The following is a 16,462-nucleotide window of genomic DNA, read 5'->3' on the forward strand; positions in this document are numbered from 1 at the left end:
CGGGACCACAGGGGAGGCGCGCCGGGAGCTTCGGCAACCCCCGGTAGGCTGGAAAGCATGACACTGCGCGTTACACCCTGTTCCGATTCCGCCCGCTGGAACGAAGCCGTCAACAGCTTCAACGGACATCCGCAGCAGTTGTGGGGCTGGGGCAAGACCAAGGCTGAACACAACTGGAGCGTGGACCGGCTGCTGATCGAGGACGACGGCGGCAAGGTGGTGGGCGCCGCGCAGGTGCTGCTGCGCCGGCTGCCGTTCCCGTTCAAGGCACTCGCCTACATCCCGCGCGGCCCGCAGTCTGTTCCCGGCCGTGAGCTCGAGGTCCTCGGTTCGGTCAGCGACTATGTCAAGAAAGCCCACGGTCCGGTGGCGCTGAGCATTGAACCGGATTGGGACGCCGACGGCGAGATCGCCGCCGGGCTGCCCGGCGCCGGGTTCAAGGCTTCCCCCAATACCATCCTGATTGGCCGCACCCTGATCCTGGATCTTTCCCGGACCGAGGACGAACTGCTTGCGGACATGTCCAAGAAACACCGCCAGTACATCCGCAAGTCCGGGCGCGAGGCGCTGGAGTACCGCCGCGTGACGCGGGTCGAGATTCCCCAGTGCCTTGCGGTGTACAAGCAGACCGCCGAGCGTGCAGGTTTCGGCATCCACGAAGACGGCTATTACCTGGATATCTTCGACAACCTGGGCGAGGATTCGCCGGTGTACGCGGCATTCAGCGGGAACGACGTCGTCGCCTTCCTGTGGCTGTCCACCAGCGCTCACACCTCGTTTGAGCTCTATGGCGGCATGACCGAAGAGGGTGAGCACCTGCGCGCCAACTATGCGCTGAAGTGGCACGCTATCCGGGACATGAAGGAACGCGGCATTATCCGCTACGACTTCAACGGACTGCTCAATGACGGCGTGTCCAAGTTCAAGATGGGCTGGGCCAAGCACGAGAACCAGCTGGCCGGGACCTGGGACAAGCCGCTCTCTCCGCTGTACCCGGTCTTCACCACGGCCCTGCCGCTGGCCAAGAACGGCCTGCGGAAGCTGCGCGGACTGGCCGGAGCGGCCAAGGCCAAAATCCGCCGGTAGGGTGTCCTCGCCCGCCGAGTGTCGAGCCCATGCGGGAACTCTCGCGAAGCGGCAGCTAGATGTCCAGGTGCGGGGCCGCGGGGTCGGGCAGGTCCGCGTCCGTGGAGCCCACAGTCACGGCAAAGGCGAGGGCGCCGTCGTCATGCTGGGCCGAATGGGCTGACAGCTTGGCGATGACCGGCGCTTCGGCGGCCGGGATGAACGCGCTTTGTCCGGTCTCCAGCACGAGGTCGCCCTTGGGGGAATCCAGGACCACGGTGCCCCGCACCACGATCACCACGGTTGGCCCGTTTTGCAGCACCGACACATCGGAGCCGGACATGGACGCAGCGGGGGAGTAGCCCTCACCCGTGTCCTGTGCGCGTTGTTCGAGTTCGATCCGCTGCAGCATGAACTCCGCGAACGGGGGACGGTAAAGCTCCTGTCCCATCTGGGTGAACACCGGTTTCAGCGCGGGGATGCCCAGAGGCCGGAAATCCACCGTCTTGAGCAGTTCCGGGACGTCCACGTGCTTGGGGGTCAGTCCGCCGCGCAGCACGTTGTCCGAGGATGCCATCACCTCAATGCCCAGGCCGCTGAGGTAGGCGTGGACGTTGCCTGCTGGCAGATACACCGCCTCGCCGGGCTGCAGGGACGCGCGGTTCAACAGCAGGGACAGCAGCACCCCGGGGTCGCCGGGGTAGTAGGCGTTCAGCTCCACGGCTGTGGCCAGTTCCTTCGCATACGGCGCGGGCTCTCCGTCGGCGGAGAGGGCGGCGGCACTGTCACCGGCGGCACTGTCACCGGTGCCGGCGGCATCGAGGGCGGCGGCGGCCAAACGGACAGCTTCGCGCACCTCTTCGCCGCCTTCGATCAGGGCGCGGAAGACACGCTGCAGACGGTCCGGTGCGGGATGGCCGCTGGAGAGCTCATTTACCGCCCAGGTCAGCAACTCTGGAACCCCGCTGTTCTGCGTGGAAACTGCGCGGACCACGGTCCGGAAGATCTCCGCCGCCTCATCCGGTTCGCGGAAGCCGCAGAGTGCTTCGAAAGGCGTCAGCGCGAAGATCATTTCCGGCTTGTGGTTCTCGTCTTTATAGTTGCGGTCCGAGGCGCCGCGGTCCAGACCTGCGGCCTCCTCGGCGGCAAAACCGGCCTGCGCCTGCTCCCGGGTGGGGTGGACCTGCAGGGACAGCGGCGATCCCGCGGCCAGGACCTTGGCAAGGAAGGGCAGGACTCCGCCGAAGGCGGCCGCCGTCTCCCGGCCGAGCATCTGCTGCGGATCCGCCGCGATCAGCTCGTCCAGGGTCTGTGCCTCCGGCACCGGCGGCACCAGGGCCGACGGCGCACCCGGGTGGGCGCCGATCCACAGTTCAGCTTCCGGCTCGCCGGAGGGCTCCCGGCCAAAAAGTTCCGCCATGGCGGTTACCGAACCCCAGGCGTAGGGCCGGAGGGTGTTGTTCAGCAGATACATGGCTCTCTTTTCGGCGGTCGTCAGGTGTGGCAGTGCTATCCCGGGCTGCAGTTCCCATTGTTGCTGAGCAGGGTTCCCAGCGTGGCATCGTCCTGGATTTCAGCCAGGTACTGCAGATACTCCTGGGTAATTTCGGGCTGCTCGGCTGCACTGGCCCCCGGTTCCGCCAGCTCACCCGTTTCCGTGCCAATATCGGCGCCGGTGTCCGTTCCGGTCTCCGGTGCGGAGGCACCGCTGTCCTCGGCAGGTGTTTCCTCGGCAGGTGCTTCCTCCGCAGGAGCCTCGGCGGGTGCAGCCGGTTCCGGTTCCGCAGCCTGGCCGGAGATCATCCCTGCCACGCGGGCATGGATCTGGTCAAAGTCCGGGTAGGTGACAAAGTTGTCCGCAGCGGTGCCGAAGTCGGGCGGGCCGATGGTGAGACGCTCCATCGGCTGGCCCTTGGCCTTGAGGGCCAGGTCGAGGAAGCTGCCGAGCTGATCCTGGGGAAGGTCCGTCTTGACGATCTGCTCTCCGGCGGAGGCGATGGCCTGGAAGCGGGTCAGAAGCGTGGCGGGGTCCAGTTGGGCCACCATGGCCTGTTGTACGCACTGCTGCCGGGCAATCCGGTGGTAGTCGGTGACAAATTCCCGCGACCGGGCGTACCAAAGCGCCGTGTAGCCGTCCATTTTCTGGGTGCCCGGGGCAATCCAGCCGTCGGGGGGATAGTGCCGGTTGGTGCCGGGGATTTCCCCGGCGGTGATTGGAACCCAGCCTCCGACGTTGATGGTGATGCCGCCCATGGCGTCAATGAGTTTGGAGAAGCCTTCCATATCCACGATGACGTAGGCCTGGACCTCCAGGTCCAGGATGCCGGAGGCTGCATCCATCATGGCTTCGGCGCCCGGGTCAGCAGAGCCCGGATAGAGGTCCGGATAGTTTTCCATGACCGTCTGGTAGAGGCTGTTGAGGATGCACTCGTCTCCGCAGTTGTAGCCGTCCGGATACACCTCGGCCAGGGGTGAATCAGCCGGGAACGGCGCGTTCTGGAAGTTGCGGGGAAGACTGAAAGTGATGGACTTGCCGGTCTTGGCATCCACGCTGATCACGGACATGCTGTCCGGGCGCAGGCCCGTCCGGTCCTCACCGGCGTCGCCGCCCATCAGCATGAAGTTGTAGCGGCCGTCCACCGGATCCAGCGACGGGCCGGAGGCGAAGATGCTGCCAACAGCGTGGCGGCCGACGTTGAGCATGTAGGCACTGTAAGCCAGCCCGCCGCTGGTGCCGACCACCAGGAGGGCCAGCAGCCCGGCAATCACGGGACGCATCCGCCTCTCCAGCAGGGGCGGGCGGATGATGCGCAGCGTGTTCAGGAACAGCAGGGCCCAGCCCACGGCCAGCAGGCCCAGGACCACCATGAGGGCAAAAGACGTCCAGCCGTTGGTGACAAGGTTCACCAGCATGATCCGGTTGGTCATGGCCAGCACCAGTGCGGCGAGGACCAGGGCCCAGACCGTGAATGTCACCTGCAGGGCCCGCCTGCCCAGCCGGCGGTTTCCGGCCACAACCTGGGCGGATCCGGGCAGCACCAGTGTGAGCAGCAGCAGGATGAATGCCCGTTTGGTGCGGGTGTGCGGCGGTGCCGACTGCGGATTCCGCACGGGATCCGTCAGCAGGCCGGCGCCGTCATTCTCTCTGTTCCTCGGATCCATGCTCGGGTCCTAGTCGCTGCCGGTGACTGAGGTGCGCAGATTGGCGCCCTTGGCCAGGGCGGTCTGGCGCAGTCCGGACGCGAACTCCAGCAGCTGCTGCTGCAGCTTGGCCGCCAGGGGATCCGTGCCGGCCGCCAGCATCCGCACAGCCAGCAGTCCGGCGTTCCGGGCTCCGCCGATGGACACGGTTGCCACCGGCACACCGGCGGGCATCTGCACGATGGACAGCAGGGAATCCATGCCGTCGAGGTATTTCAGCGGAACCGGAACACCGATGACCGGAAGGGGGGTAACGGCAGCGAGCATGCCCGGCAGGTGGGCTGCGCCGCCGGCTCCGGCGATAATGACCCGCAGCCCGCGGCGGTGTGCCTGCTGGCCGTACTCGATCATTTCCGTGGGCATCCGGTGGGCGGATACGACGTCGGCCTCATACGGAATTCCGAACTCGGCGAGGGCTGCCGCTGCTGCGTCCATGACGGGCCAGTCGGAGTCAGAGCCCATGACGAGTCCTACCAGGGGGGTGTCGCGGCTGCTCATTAGTTCTCCTTCAAGGAATCGGTGCCGTCACGGAGGATGGCCGCAGCATGTTCAGCGCTGCGGCGCACCTGGGGCAGGTCCGCAGCGCTGCGGCCCACTACGTTGACATGCCCGATCTTGCGGCCCGGCCGGACCGACTTGCCGTAGTTGTGGATTTTGGCCGCCGGTTCGGCAGCCAGTGCCTGAGCATAGCTGCTGAACAGATCCAGGTTGGCACCGCCAAGGTAGTTCTTCATGACGACGACGCCGCCCAGGACATCCGTGGCGCCCAGCGGGAGGTCCAGGACGGCCCGCAGGTGCTGCTCGAACTGTCCGGTGACGGATCCGTCCATGGTCCAGTGGCCGGAATTGTGGGGGCGCATTGCCAGTTCGTTGATGAGGAAGCCGGCACCGCGTCCGGGTGTTTCGAACAGCTCCACGGCCATCACACCGGTGACGCCCAGTTCATCGGCGATCCGCAGGGCGGCCTCCTGTGCGGCCGCTGCGACCCGTGGGTCAAGGTCCTGGGCCGGGGCAATGACTTCGTCGCAGACGCCGTCCACCTGGATAGAGTGCACCACCGGCCAGGGCAGGGAGCTGCCCTGGGGGGTCCGGGCCACCAGGGCGGAAAGTTCGCGGCTGAAGGGGACCTTCTCTTCGGCCAGCAGCGGTTCGCCGGTGAACCAGTCTGCAGCTGCGGCCGCCTCTTCGGCATCATTGATGATCCGTACGCCCTTGCCGTCATAACCTCCGCGCGGGGTCTTCAGGACCACGGGCCAGCCGGCGGCCTTTCCGAAATCCACCAGATCCGCGACGCCGGATACCGGTGCCCAGCGCGGGTTGGGCAGGCCCAGCCGGTCAATGGCCGCACGCATCACCAGCTTGTCCTGGGCATGGATGAGGGCTTCGGGGGAGGGCTGCACGTTGACGCCCGCGGCGGCAAGGGCGTGCAGGTGCTCTCCCGGAACGTGTTCATGGTCAAAGGTCAGTACGTCAACCCCGGAGGCGAACACGCTCAGCGTTTCCAGATCGGTGTAGTCCCCGACCGTTGAACGGACAACGGCGGGTACGGCGGAAACATCGGGCCCTTCAGCCAGAACACGAAGTTCGAAACCAAGGGCCACTGCTGCGGGGGCCATCATCCGGGCCAGCTGGCCACCGCCGACAACGCCAATTATAGGAAAGCTCACGACATTAGGTTACCGAAAAGAGACCGCAAATCCTTTTCCCAGGACGGTCCAGCGGCTGTGCCCTCAGGGAACTCCCACACTACGGGGGTAATATTGTGTCTTACCGTCTGCCTTTCCACGTGCAGCGGGTGACTGTGTCCAGCTTCGGCAATCCCGGCCGGCGGCGCACCAACGGCCTCGGAGGAACATGTTTTCATCACTGTCTGCGCGCATCAGAGGCCTGGCCTCGTTGTTCTGGCGGGAAGTAGCGAAGTTTGGCACTGTGGGCGCATTCGCCTTTGTTGTGGACAACGGGCTGTGGTGGCTCCTCTACCACGGTGTCCTGGAGGGAAGCGCCACCAAGGCAAGGCTCATCAGTGCCTCTGCGGCAACCCTGTTCTCCTGGGTGGCCAACCGGTTCTGGACCTTTCGGCGCCGCCGCCAGAACAATGTGACCCGCGAGCTGGTTCTGTTCCTCATCATCAACGGCGTGGGCATTGTCATCTCCAGCGGTTTCACCTGGGTTGCCCAGTATCCAATGGGCATCACGGATGCCAAGTGGCTTGGCTTTGCCGGAATCGTCGGCATTGGCGTAGCCACCATTCTTCGGTTCTTCGCCTACCGGTTCTGGGTCTTCAACGCGGTCCTGGATGAAGAGCCCGGGTTCGAAGACGACTATGAACTGCTCGACGACGGCGCCAGGAAGCCTGCCCCCGCATCCGGTGTGCCCGCCAACAAACCCGGCAATGGGGCAGGCAACCCGCGCCTGGCCGCGGAGCCTACGCCTCCAGCCGCCCCGTAATTTTTTCAGCAGCGAGCAGCCGCTCGGTGATCTCCACTTCCGCTGCAGCAAGGACCACGCTGCCGCCGGCGGCCCACGTGCGGAGTGAGGCGGCCAGGACGGACGGAAGATCCGCCGACGCCGGAATCAGCAGTGCCTGCGCGGCGCCGCCGTCGGCTGCTTCCGCGAGCTGCCCGTAAGTCAGCGTCAGCCCGGCTCCCAGTGAACTGTGCAGTGCGGTGAAACCCTCGCCGGCTTCATCGCCCGCCATGTACGTGTCCGCGTAGCTGCGGACTTCCGCCGCGTAGTCCACCGCGGCAGCCGGAAGGGTGCCGGAGAAACGCAGCGCCAACGCTCCCAGGTCCACCGCCACGACTGTGCCTTCCACCGTGTCCAGCGACTCCTGCGACGCGGTGACCGTAATATCCGGCGCAGCCGCGGAATTGGACGGGTTATTGCCCAAAATCACCGTGCATCCGGTCTGCCACGCTGCCAGTGCCCACACCAGGGTTTTCCAGTGCACCGGAAGGTCCAGCAGAAGACGGATCCCGGGTTCGGCGTCGAGTTCGTCCACCAGCAGGTTGGACGTTTTAGCGACCCAGTTGTCCAGCACTTTGCCGGAAAGCTCAATCCGTTCCGAGTCCGGGCCGTACCAGGTCAGCGCGGGAGAGGTTGCCTGACGCGTGCGCAGCGTGGACAGTATGGCGGGAACGGAGGTCTGGGCGGGCATGGGGAGCTCTTTTCTGTGGAGTACGGGGACAGCGTGCGCCTGCCCCGGGCAGTTCTCCGCCCGAAGGCGGAGAGAAGATGATTCCCGGCGGGACAGCGCAACTGCGACGCGCCGACGATGAGGCCGAAAATCCGGGCGTGGCGTGCACGGGTTCTGAGGAGTTGACTCTATAGGATGCCGAAACAGCTTGACGTCTTCGTATTACACGCGTGTAATTAGGTATCGGATTTGTTCCAGCAATCCACCACCAAGATGCATTCCAAGCAGGCTGATTGTGCCACGCAGGGCTCAAAGATCCGTTGCAGGGACAATAACACCGGGAGGACCTCCATGGGGCAGGCAGAATACACGCACGACCAGTCCATCGCCGCGCAGGCATCAGCTAGCTACGGCGCTCGGGGCGTACCCGTGGACTGGTACGTGGACCCCGCGGACCCGGGAGCCGCTGAGCGCTACCGCCAGGACACCGCAGGTCTGGAGGACCAGGCAACGGCCTTCCTGGCCGCCCACGAAGCCCTCGCCCCGGACACTGAGGAAACAGAGCTCCTGGACCCGCCCGTCGCGTTGTTTTCTCCCCCCGCGGAGAAAGACACCCGGCCGGTCTGGATTGGCCTGCCCGGCCTTGGCGACTACGACGACAGCGAACTCGGCTGGCAGTCCGACGCCCTCTGCGCACAGACGGACCCGGAAGCCTTCTTTCCGGAAAAAGGCGGTTCCACGCGGGACGCCAAGAAAGTCTGCGCTGCCTGCAACGTAAGGTCCCAGTGCCTGGAATACGCACTGGCCAATGATGAGAGGTTCGGCATCTGGGGCGGACTGTCCGAGCGCGAACGCCGCCGGCTCCGGAAGCAGGCAGTCTAATTCCTTCGCACGTTCGCGTTTGTGCCGTTGTTGTTTCCCACAACGGCGCACAGTACCTCCCCGAAACACTTACCGCGCTGGCCGGGCAAACCCGGCCGGCTGACCAATTCGTCGGCGTTGACACCGGATCCGCCGATAATTCCCTTTCCCTTTTGCGCAGCGGCCTCCCGGCCGGAGCCACCATTGCCGAGGCTCCGGCCAAATCCGGTTTCGGTGCTGCCGTGCAGGCGGGGTTGAGCGCACTATCAGCCCCCGTTTCTCCCGGCGATACCGTGGACTGGCTGTGGCTGCTCCACGATGATTCGGCGCCTGCCCCGGAAGCCCTTGAAGAACTTCTTTTGGCCGTTGAACGGGCGCCCTCGGTCACTATTGCCGGCGCTAAACAGGTCGACTGGTACAACCAGCGGCTGCTGGTGGACGTTGGCGTCTCGATCAGCCGGTGGGCGGAACGCCTCACGCTGATCGATGCCGATGAGCTGGACCAGGGCCAGTACAACGCGCGAAGCGACTTTTTTGCCGTGAACTCCGCCGGCATGCTGGTGCGGCGCGATGTCTGGGAAGCCCTGGGCGGCTTCGACCCGGCACTGCCCGGCACCGGTGACGACGTTGACCTGTGCTGGCGCAACCGCCTGGCCGGCCACCGCGTCGTCGTCGTCCCCGCAGCCAAGATGCGCCACGCGGGACGCCGGCCCAACACCGCAGCCACCGCCGCCGCCTCCCGCCGGGCCGAAATCTTCCTGCGGCTCAAACACGCGCCGCTGTGGCAGGTTCCGTTCCTTGCCGTTGGTGCAGTCCTGGGCGGCTTCGGCCGGCTGATCCTGGGGATGCTCGCGAAAGACCCCGCCTATGCTTTTAGCTCACTCGCGGCCAGCATCGGCGCTGTCCTGCGTCCGGTGGACCTGTACCGGTCCCGCCGCGCCGCCGCAGCCACCCGGACCCGGCCGCGCAGCGCGGTCCGTGCCCTGCGCACCCGACGGCGGGAAGTACGCGAACACCGCAGGTCACTCTTTGAGGCGGAACCGGCGCTCTTCGCCGACGACGCGCTGATTCACGGAACCCAGACGCACGGAACCCAGACACACGGGACGGCGGCACTGGCCGGAACGGCGCAGGAAGCCGGATCCCTGGAACCCAGCGGTGATTCCAACCACGACTTCGCCGCCCTCGCTGCCCCGTCCCGTGCCTGGGTGGGGGTGGGAGCCGTCGCGGCAGCGCTGCTGCTGCTCGTCGCTTCACTGGCCGGGCTTCACCGCTTCATCGGAGCGTCCGCGCTGGCCGGCGGGTCCCTGCTGCCGCTCTCCGGAAGCCTGGGTGAGATTTGGTCCAATGCTTCGTCCTGGTGGATCGATCTGGGCTCCGGTTACCCGGGCCACGGCGACCCCTTCGACTATGTCCTCTGGCTGCTCGGTGCCGCCGGACTCGGAAACACCAACATCGCCGTCGTCACCCTGGTGCTGACGGCCATGCCGCTCGCCGGGCTCAGTGCCTGGTTCGCCGCAGGTGCGCTGACCCGTCACCGGGGCCTGCGTTTTTGGGCCGCACTGTTCTGGGGCAGCACACCCGCGCTCCAGGTGGCGCTGGGTGAAGGCCGGCTCGGAGCGCTGATTGCGCACATCCTGCTGCCGCTGCTGGTGCTGGCCATGCTGCGGGCCGTGGGAACGGCGCCGCGCAACGTCAACGACCGGCTGATTCTTCCGGGCACGCCGGTTCAATGGACCGGCAAGGAATCCAGCTGGGCCGCTGCCGGTGCTGCCGGGCTGCTGCTGGCCGTTGTCACGGCGTCCGCGCCCACGCTCTTTGTGCTGGCCGCGTTTGCGGTGCTGCTGGTCTCCCTGCGGGTGGGCCGCCGTGCCCGCACGCTGTGGTGGTCCCTGATCCCGGCGGCTGCGCTGCTCCTGCCGGTGGTTCTCTCCACCCTGGACCGTCCACGTGCGCTTGCCGCAGACCCCGGGGTTCCGCTGGGCTTCGACCCGGCCGCACTGTGGCAGCAGCTGCTCGGCTTCCCCCTCACTTTTGACGTCAACGGGGAACTTCCCCTGCTGGACTTCCTGCCGGCCGGTCCCTGGCCGCTGGTGCTGGCCCTGGTCATTGGCGGCCCGGTGCTGCTGCTGTCCGTTGCCGCTCTTTTCGCCGGTCCCCGCACCGCGCTGGCCCGCCTGGCCTGGATCCTGAGCCTCGCCGCGCTTGTCCTTAGCTGGCTCTCGGCATTCGTCGCCACGGGTGCAGCTCCGGGCGGACTTGTGACGCCGTTCCCCGGTCCACTGGTTTCAGCCGCAGTCTTCCTGCAGCTGTGTGCGGCGCTGCTGGCGGGAAACACCCTGCTCAACCGCCAGGCAACCCCGGACCATGCCGCGGACGGACGTCCCCGAAAGGCCGGCCGGCCGGTAGCCGTCCTGCTGGGAATCCTCCTCGCCATGGGGCCGGCGGCGGGCCTGGCCCTGTGGAGCGTTCCGCTGGCCACGGGCTCCACCACCGCCGAAGGCGCCAACGGCGTGCACGGAGCGCAGCCCCTGGTAGCCCCGGCAGCAGAACGCACGCTGCCCGCCACCGCAGCGGACAAGGGCAGCAGCGACGAGCGCACCCGCACCCTGGTGCTGCGCACAGACGCCAACGATGACGTCACTGCGGCACTGATGCGCCACGGCGGCACCACCATGGACGGCATGTCCGCCATTTACGCAGCCCGCACGATCACGGGTGCGGTCAATGCCGAGGAACTCGCGGCCGACGACGACGCCGCGGCAGACGTGCGCCGTGCCGTGGCCATCATTACCGTCGGGACCGGAGTGGATCCGCGCGCGGAGCTGGCCCGGCTTGGTGTTGGCTACGTGGTCCTTCAACAGTCGGACACGTCCGCGGAGCTGCTGGCGGGGAAGATGGATTCCGTTCCGGGCCTCGCGCCGGTGGGCCAGACCGGTTCGGGCTGGCTGTGGCGGGTTGTCGGCCAGCTGGATGAGCAGGGGACTGAGGAGCTTTCCGAGGACACCGCCCGGGTCCGCATCCTGGCCGGCGACGGCTCCGTGGAATCCGTGGTTCAGTCCGGGGCCACAGACGTTCGTACCGCCATCCCCGCCGGAGCTGAAGGCCGCATTCTTGTCCTGGCTGAACGCTCGGACCCGGGCTGGCAGGCAACACTGAACGGTGTGCCGCTGGCAGCAACGGCGGACAGCTGGGCACAGGCCTGGACGCTTCCTGCCGACGGCGGGGACCTGGAAATCCGGTATGACACAGTTTGGGAACCCTGGCTTGGTGCACTTCAAGTCCTGGTTATTGCGCTGACGGTGCTGCTGGCCCTGCCCACGCGCTCCCGCAGAGGCGCGGTCCGGCTGCCCGGCCGGCAGCTTCCGCGCCGTAGCGGACCGGTTGATCCGGCGGACGGGGGCAGTGCTGCCGGAGGCAGCGCAAAGGCAGATCCAGGTGCCGCTGCGGTGCCGGCGGAACCGTCCAAGACGGCAACGGTCGGCGCAGGTGCGCCGGTCCGGACAGAGGAACTCAAAGCCTCGGGGAAATCCGGCGCAACGGAAGGGCAGCGCTGATGAGCCGCAAGAAGGAATCCCCGGACCGCCGGGCGCGGAAGCGGGCAACCGGGGATGCTGCCGCCGGGGCTGGTTCTCCGGTTGCTGCTGGTGCGGAGCCGTCAAAGTCCGGCCCGCTTCCGGCTGGCCGGGCCGAGGCCCGGGTGCGGCGGCAGCGCCGCCGCCGTCAGGCTGTCACTGCGGGGTCTGCCGTGCTGATCCTTGCTGCTGCAACGGCCGTGGTGGCAGGTTCCGAGGCCGTTGAATCCGGCAAGGCGGGAAGATCCGTGGAGATTGCCGCGGCTGACGTACCGGCAGGACCGCTTACCGCTGTCTGCCCGGAGCCGCTGCGGCTGCTGTCCGGTGCCGTTGCGGGAACTGATCCCCAGTTCAGCCCGGTATCCGAATCCGCCACGACCAACCTGAGCGCGGTGGTGCTGAGCGGCGCGGGGAATCCCGTTCCGGCGTCGTCGCTGCTGAAGGCTGACGGGATGAGCGTGCTGAAAACCATCGCAGACGGTGCTCCGAAAGAGCAGCCACTGGCCGGCGTGAGGAGCGCGGGGGTTCTGGCCAAGGAGAACGTCACTGAGGCCACGGTCCTCAGCGCCGAGCCCTCGGGCACCCTGCAGGCCACGGCCAATGCCGTGGTGGGCTTCTCCGCCGAGGACGGTGACCTTGCCGGTCTCGCCGCGGCAAACTGCCAGGCTCCGGGCAACGACATGTGGATTCTGGGGGCACGAACCACGGTGGGTGCCACCGCGGTGCTGCGCCTCACCAATCCGTCGGAAAGCGCCGCCACGGTGGACCTGGAGCTTTACGGTTCCAAGGGGCCGGTGGAAGGGACCGGCACGCGCGGGATCCTGGTGCCGCCCGGCGCAACCAAAGCAATTGTCCTGGCCGGCCTGGCGGCGAATGACCCCGGATTGGCGGTCCGGGTGCGCAGTTCCGGCGGGCCGGTCACGGCAATGGTGCAGCAGAGCGTCCTGCGGGGACTGACGCCCGGAGGCGTGGAACTGATCCAGCCGTCAGCCGCGGCGTCGCCGCAGCAGGTCATCAGCGGCGTCCGCATCCAGAGCCCCGCTGCCACCAAGGCGCTGACCGCCAAGCGCGGGTATGAATCAGCGGCACCGGTGGTCCAGGTGGCCGTTCCCGGCAGCACCAACGGTGTGGTGTCGGTGCGGATCCTGGGCAAGGACGGAGATGTTTCCCTGCCGGGCGGGGGAGTCTTCACCGTTCCTGCCGGCAGCGTGGGGCAGCTTCCCCTGGACTCGCTGCCCGAAGGGACGTACTCGGTGGAGGTCACAGCCGATGTGTCGGTGGTTGCCGGCACCGTGTCCAGCCGGGGCAGCAAGCCTGACGCACCGGTGGACCTGGCCGTCGCGCCGTCGGGAGAGCGCCTGGGCAATGAACATTTGGCGGTGCTGCCCGCGGACATCACATCCGTGCTGAGTTTTGCTGCCCCGGCCGGTGCGGCTGAAGTGCGGCTGACCGGCGTTGCGAGGGACGGCAGCCTCGCCGAGGAGCAGATCGTCTCGGTTCCGGAGGGCTCCACGGTCAACGTCCCGGCGCAGAGCGTCGGGTCAGGTCTTGCGGCAGTGCTGATCAGCACCACCGGCGAGCCGGTGTACGGTGCCCAGGTCCTCACGGGTAAGGACGGCGGCGTTTCGGTGCTGCCGCTGCCCAAGGGGAACATCGGCGGCACCTCGGTTCCGGTGAGCCTGGGCTACTAAGCCTGGCCGGTGCCCTGCCGTGCCTTATGCGCGGCGCCGGCTACAGCGGACGGAAACGGCCGTAGGTGGGGTCCACGGTTTCGGGATCCATGCCAATGAGTGTGGCCAGCTGTTCCACCACGACGTCGTGGATCAGTTCGCTGACCGGCACCAGGCCACGGGCGGCGGATTCGATCGGATGCCGGTAGACCGTGATGACGGCCGGCTTTGGTCCCGCTGCGGGGGTGCCTGCACCGAACGGAATGTTCCCGTGGGCAGCTGCCAGCTCTTCGAGTCCCGGGGGGATGTCCTGCACCACAAACTGATAGGACTGGATGCTCTCGCCCCACAGCCGTTCCAGGCGCTGCGCGGACTCCAGCACCCAGGTGTCGAAGCGCTCCGAACGGGAGCGGAAACCGGCCAGATGCGCCGGAATAAGCTCACCGCGCAAGCCGCGTCCATGCCGGTTCCGGCGTCGGCTGCGGAACGGGCGCGGGTCAGCCGCCCCGGAGGAAACGGCGTCATCCGGCCCGTTTCCGGACGGCTCTTCGCCGGGGCCGAGATACACCCTGAGAGTTGGTCCGGTGGACATACAAGTACTGTAACGGCTGTACCCGCCGGGAAGCACTGTTAATGGGACCCGTCTTCCCGGCGAGCCTGCCCGCTGCGGGTGCCCGCGGCAGGTAAAGTGATCCTCCGTGGAATCCTTACGACTGTGCTCAAGATCAGCGTGCCGAGAGGCAGCTGTTGCCACCCTGACGTATGTGTACGCCGATTCCACCGCGGTGCTGGGACCGCTGGCAACGTACGCCGAACCCCATTGTTACGATTTGTGCAACGCTCACGCCGCCCGGCTGACGGTGCCGCTGGGATGGGAAGTGGTCCGCCTGGATCTGGCCGGACAGCCGCGCACTCCCAGCCGCGACGATCTGTCCGCACTCGTGGATGCCGTGCGGGAGGCCGCCGAAAAGCCTGCAGTTGAGGCACCCAAGCGCGCCGGCAAGCACGCCCTGGAACCCCCGGCAGAGACCCCCGGCGCCCGGCGCTCCCACCTGCGGGTCCTGCGCGAAGAGGTCTGACACCTGCACTGCCGCATCCTAAAGGGATAGTCTGGGGGCCAGCGCCGCGTTCTTACTCTCAGGCACGGCATCGACGTATCCCAAGGAAGTGCTGCAATCCATGGTTAAACTCACTGCCGATCTGATGGCGGTTTTGCGCTGCCCCGTGACCGGCTCCGCACTGGAGCAGGATGACACGGGACTGGTCTCGACTGCCCCGGACGCCAGCGGTAATCTCGTCCATTACGTCCTGGAGGAAGGCATCCCCGTATTACTGGCCCCCTCCGCAGTGCGGGACGGCTAAGCTTCCGACACTTCAGAGTGAGGATTCCACCGCGTGAGCATCGAGTTTAGAGTCGCCGACCTGTCCCTCGCTGAAGCCGGCCGCCACCAGATCCGCCTGGCCGAACACGAAATGCCCGGACTGATGGCCCTGCGCCGTGAATACGGCCCCAGCCAGCCGCTGGCAGGAGCCCGCATTGCCGGTTCCCTGCACATGACGGTGCAGACAGCAGTGCTGATCGAAACGCTCACCGCGCTCGGTGCCGAAGTCCGCTGGGCTTCCTGCAACATTTTCTCCACCCAGGATGAAGCGGCAGCGGCAGTCGTGGTCGGAAACGGCACCCCCCAGGACCCGGCAGGTGTTCCCGTTTTCGCGTGGAAGAACGAGTCCCTGGAAGAGTACTGGTGGACCGCGCAGCAGATCCTCACCTGGCCGGAGGGTTCCGGCGGACCCAACATGATCCTGGACGACGGCGGCGATGCCACGCTGCTGCTGCATAAGGGCGTGGAGTTCGAGGCCGCCGGTGCGGTGCCGGAGAACCCCCGGGAGGGCGACGCCGACTACTCCTATGAGTACACGGTCATCCTTGACGTGCTCCGCCGCTCCCTGGCCGAAAACCCGGGCAAATGGACCGAAACCGCCAAGGGCATCCGCGGCGTGACGGAGGAAACCACCACCGGCGTCCTGCGCCTGTACCAGCTGGCCGCTGAAGACAAGCTGCTGTTCCCGGCCATCAACGTCAATGACTCGGTCACCAAATCCAAGTTCGACAACAAGTACGGCATCCGGCACTCGCTGCCGGACGGATTGAACCGCGCCACGGACACCCTGATCGGCGGGAAGGTGGCCGTGATCTGCGGCTATGGCGACGTTGGCAAGGGTGCCGCCGAGGCCCTGCGCGGGCAGGGCGCGCGCGTGATCGTGACGGAGATCGACCCGATCTGCGCACTGCAGGCCGCGATGGACGGCTACCAGGTGGCGAAGCTGGAATCCGTCCTGGACCAGGGCGATATCTTCATCACCGCCACGGGTAACAAGGACATCATCATGGCCTCCCACATGGCCAAGATGAAGCACCAGGCGATCGTGGGCAACGTGGGCCACTTCGACAATGAGATTGACATGGCCGGCCTGGCCAGGACTCCCGGGATCCGCAAGGTGGAAATCAAGCCGCAGGTGCACGAGTGGGTGTTTGACGAGGGCACCGGTGCGCAGCACAGCATCATTGTGCTTTCCGAGGGCCGCCTGCTGAATCTGGGCAATGCCACCGGCCATCCCTCCTTTGTCATGAGCAACTCCTTCGCCAACCAGACCATCGCGCAGATCGAGTTGTTCACCAAGCACGGCAAGTCACCCCAGGACGGGGGCTACGCCAACCAGGTGTACGTGCTGCCCAAGGTGCTGGACGAAAAGGTTGCGCGCCTGCATCTGGATGCTCTCGGCGTCGAACTCACCGAGTTGAGCAAGAGCCAGGCGGAATACCTGGGCGTGGACGTGGGGGGACCGTATAAGTCCGACCATTACCGCTACTAGGCTCCGGTGCCGCGCCGGGTCCGGGCAGACATTCGATGTGGCATCGTAATCGGCAGCCGTACCGTAAAATGACGCAGGGG

14 protein-coding genes are annotated in these 16,462 nt (G+C 66.6%); 8 read left to right on the plus strand and 6 right to left on the minus strand.

Features of this window, described 5'->3' with window-relative positions; translation table 11 throughout:
• Positions 1 to 57 precede the first annotated feature (57 nt).
• Entirely contained in the window at positions 58 to 1,086 is a 1,029-nt protein-coding gene (locus CXR03_RS14250; protein ID WP_104104408.1) for a peptidoglycan bridge formation glycyltransferase FemA/FemB family protein, read from the plus strand.
• Between the two features lie 55 nt (positions 1,087 to 1,141).
• On the opposite strand, the gene manA is transcribed toward CXR03_RS14250, so the two are convergent.
• Genes manA through CXR03_RS14270 form a run of 4 tightly spaced genes read right to left on the minus strand, consistent with a single transcriptional unit; the run spans position 1,142 to position 5,933 of the window.
• Positions 1,142 to 2,539, minus strand: a complete 1,398-nt coding sequence (gene manA / locus CXR03_RS14255; protein WP_104104409.1) for a mannose-6-phosphate isomerase, class I — start codon at positions 2,537 to 2,539, stop codon at positions 1,142 to 1,144.
• A gap of 35 nt (positions 2,540 to 2,574) precedes the next feature.
• Positions 2,575 to 4,227, minus strand: coding sequence for an LCP family protein (locus CXR03_RS14260; RefSeq protein ID WP_104104410.1), 1,653 nt, complete (start codon positions 4,225 to 4,227; stop codon positions 2,575 to 2,577).
• A gap of 9 nt (positions 4,228 to 4,236) precedes the next feature.
• Positions 4,237 to 4,764: a 5-(carboxyamino)imidazole ribonucleotide mutase gene (gene purE / locus CXR03_RS14265; protein ID WP_104055190.1), complete on the minus strand. Its 528-nt coding sequence runs from the start codon at positions 4,762 to 4,764 to the stop codon at positions 4,237 to 4,239.
• Positions 4,764 to 5,933, minus strand: coding sequence for a 5-(carboxyamino)imidazole ribonucleotide synthase (locus tag CXR03_RS14270; RefSeq protein WP_104104411.1), 1,170 nt, complete (start codon positions 5,931 to 5,933; stop codon positions 4,764 to 4,766). The genes purE and CXR03_RS14270 overlap by 1 nt, the downstream gene beginning before the upstream one ends.
• A 187-nt stretch (positions 5,934 to 6,120) precedes the next feature.
• Here CXR03_RS14270 and CXR03_RS14275 point away from each other — a divergent pair, with 187 nt between their 5' ends.
• Complete coding sequence (locus CXR03_RS14275; protein WP_104104412.1) at positions 6,121 to 6,714, plus strand: GtrA family protein; 594 nt, start codon at positions 6,121 to 6,123, stop codon at positions 6,712 to 6,714.
• Here the strand turns inward: CXR03_RS14275 and CXR03_RS14280 are convergent.
• The gene (locus CXR03_RS14280) at positions 6,692 to 7,423 is read right to left on the minus strand and encodes a TIGR03089 family protein (RefSeq protein WP_104104413.1); all 732 of its coding nucleotides are present in this window, start codon (positions 7,421 to 7,423) and stop codon (positions 6,692 to 6,694) included. The two genes, CXR03_RS14275 and CXR03_RS14280, sit on opposite strands and share 23 nt — an antisense overlap.
• A gap of 330 nt (positions 7,424 to 7,753) precedes the next feature.
• Between CXR03_RS14280 and CXR03_RS18695 the strand changes: the two genes are divergently transcribed.
• From CXR03_RS18695 to CXR03_RS14295, 3 genes are read left to right on the plus strand one after another with little or no spacing between them, the layout of a single operon-like run.
• Positions 7,754 to 8,284: a WhiB family transcriptional regulator gene (locus CXR03_RS18695; RefSeq protein WP_104055193.1), complete on the plus strand. Its 531-nt coding sequence runs from the start codon at positions 7,754 to 7,756 to the stop codon at positions 8,282 to 8,284.
• Positions 8,284 to 11,820, plus strand: coding sequence for a glycosyltransferase family 2 protein (locus tag CXR03_RS14290; RefSeq protein WP_258073700.1), 3,537 nt, complete (start codon positions 8,284 to 8,286; stop codon positions 11,818 to 11,820). The genes CXR03_RS18695 and CXR03_RS14290 overlap by 1 nt, the downstream gene beginning before the upstream one ends.
• Positions 11,820 to 13,529 (plus strand): DUF5719 family protein, encoded by a 1,710-nt coding sequence (locus CXR03_RS14295; protein ID WP_219816255.1) that lies wholly within the window; start codon positions 11,820 to 11,822, stop codon positions 13,527 to 13,529. The genes CXR03_RS14290 and CXR03_RS14295 overlap by 1 nt, the downstream gene beginning before the upstream one ends.
• Before the next feature lie 40 nt (positions 13,530 to 13,569).
• On the opposite strand, the gene CXR03_RS14300 is transcribed toward CXR03_RS14295, so the two are convergent.
• On the minus strand, positions 13,570 to 14,100 hold the full coding sequence (locus CXR03_RS14300) for a metallopeptidase family protein (protein ID WP_104104415.1): 531 nt from the start codon (positions 14,098 to 14,100) through the stop codon (positions 13,570 to 13,572).
• A gap of 106 nt (positions 14,101 to 14,206) precedes the next feature.
• On the opposite strand from CXR03_RS14300, the gene CXR03_RS14305 reads away from it, so the two are divergent.
• The 3 genes from CXR03_RS14305 (at position 14,207) to ahcY (ending at position 16,382) form a co-directional block, all read left to right on the plus strand.
• Positions 14,207 to 14,587: a DUF3499 domain-containing protein gene (locus CXR03_RS14305; RefSeq protein WP_104104416.1), complete on the plus strand. Its 381-nt coding sequence runs from the start codon at positions 14,207 to 14,209 to the stop codon at positions 14,585 to 14,587.
• A gap of 100 nt (positions 14,588 to 14,687) precedes the next feature.
• Entirely contained in the window at positions 14,688 to 14,870 is a 183-nt protein-coding gene (locus CXR03_RS14310; RefSeq protein ID WP_104055198.1) for a hypothetical protein, read from the plus strand.
• A gap of 33 nt (positions 14,871 to 14,903) precedes the next feature.
• Entirely contained in the window at positions 14,904 to 16,382 is a 1,479-nt protein-coding gene (gene ahcY, locus CXR03_RS14315; protein ID WP_104104417.1) for an adenosylhomocysteinase, read from the plus strand.
• Positions 16,383 to 16,462: the final 80 nt, after the last annotated feature.

It is taken from the genome of Arthrobacter sp. 08Y14 (assembly GCF_002929455.1).
Classification (GTDB): domain Bacteria; phylum Actinomycetota; class Actinomycetes; order Actinomycetales; family Micrococcaceae; genus Arthrobacter_B; species Arthrobacter_B sunyaminii.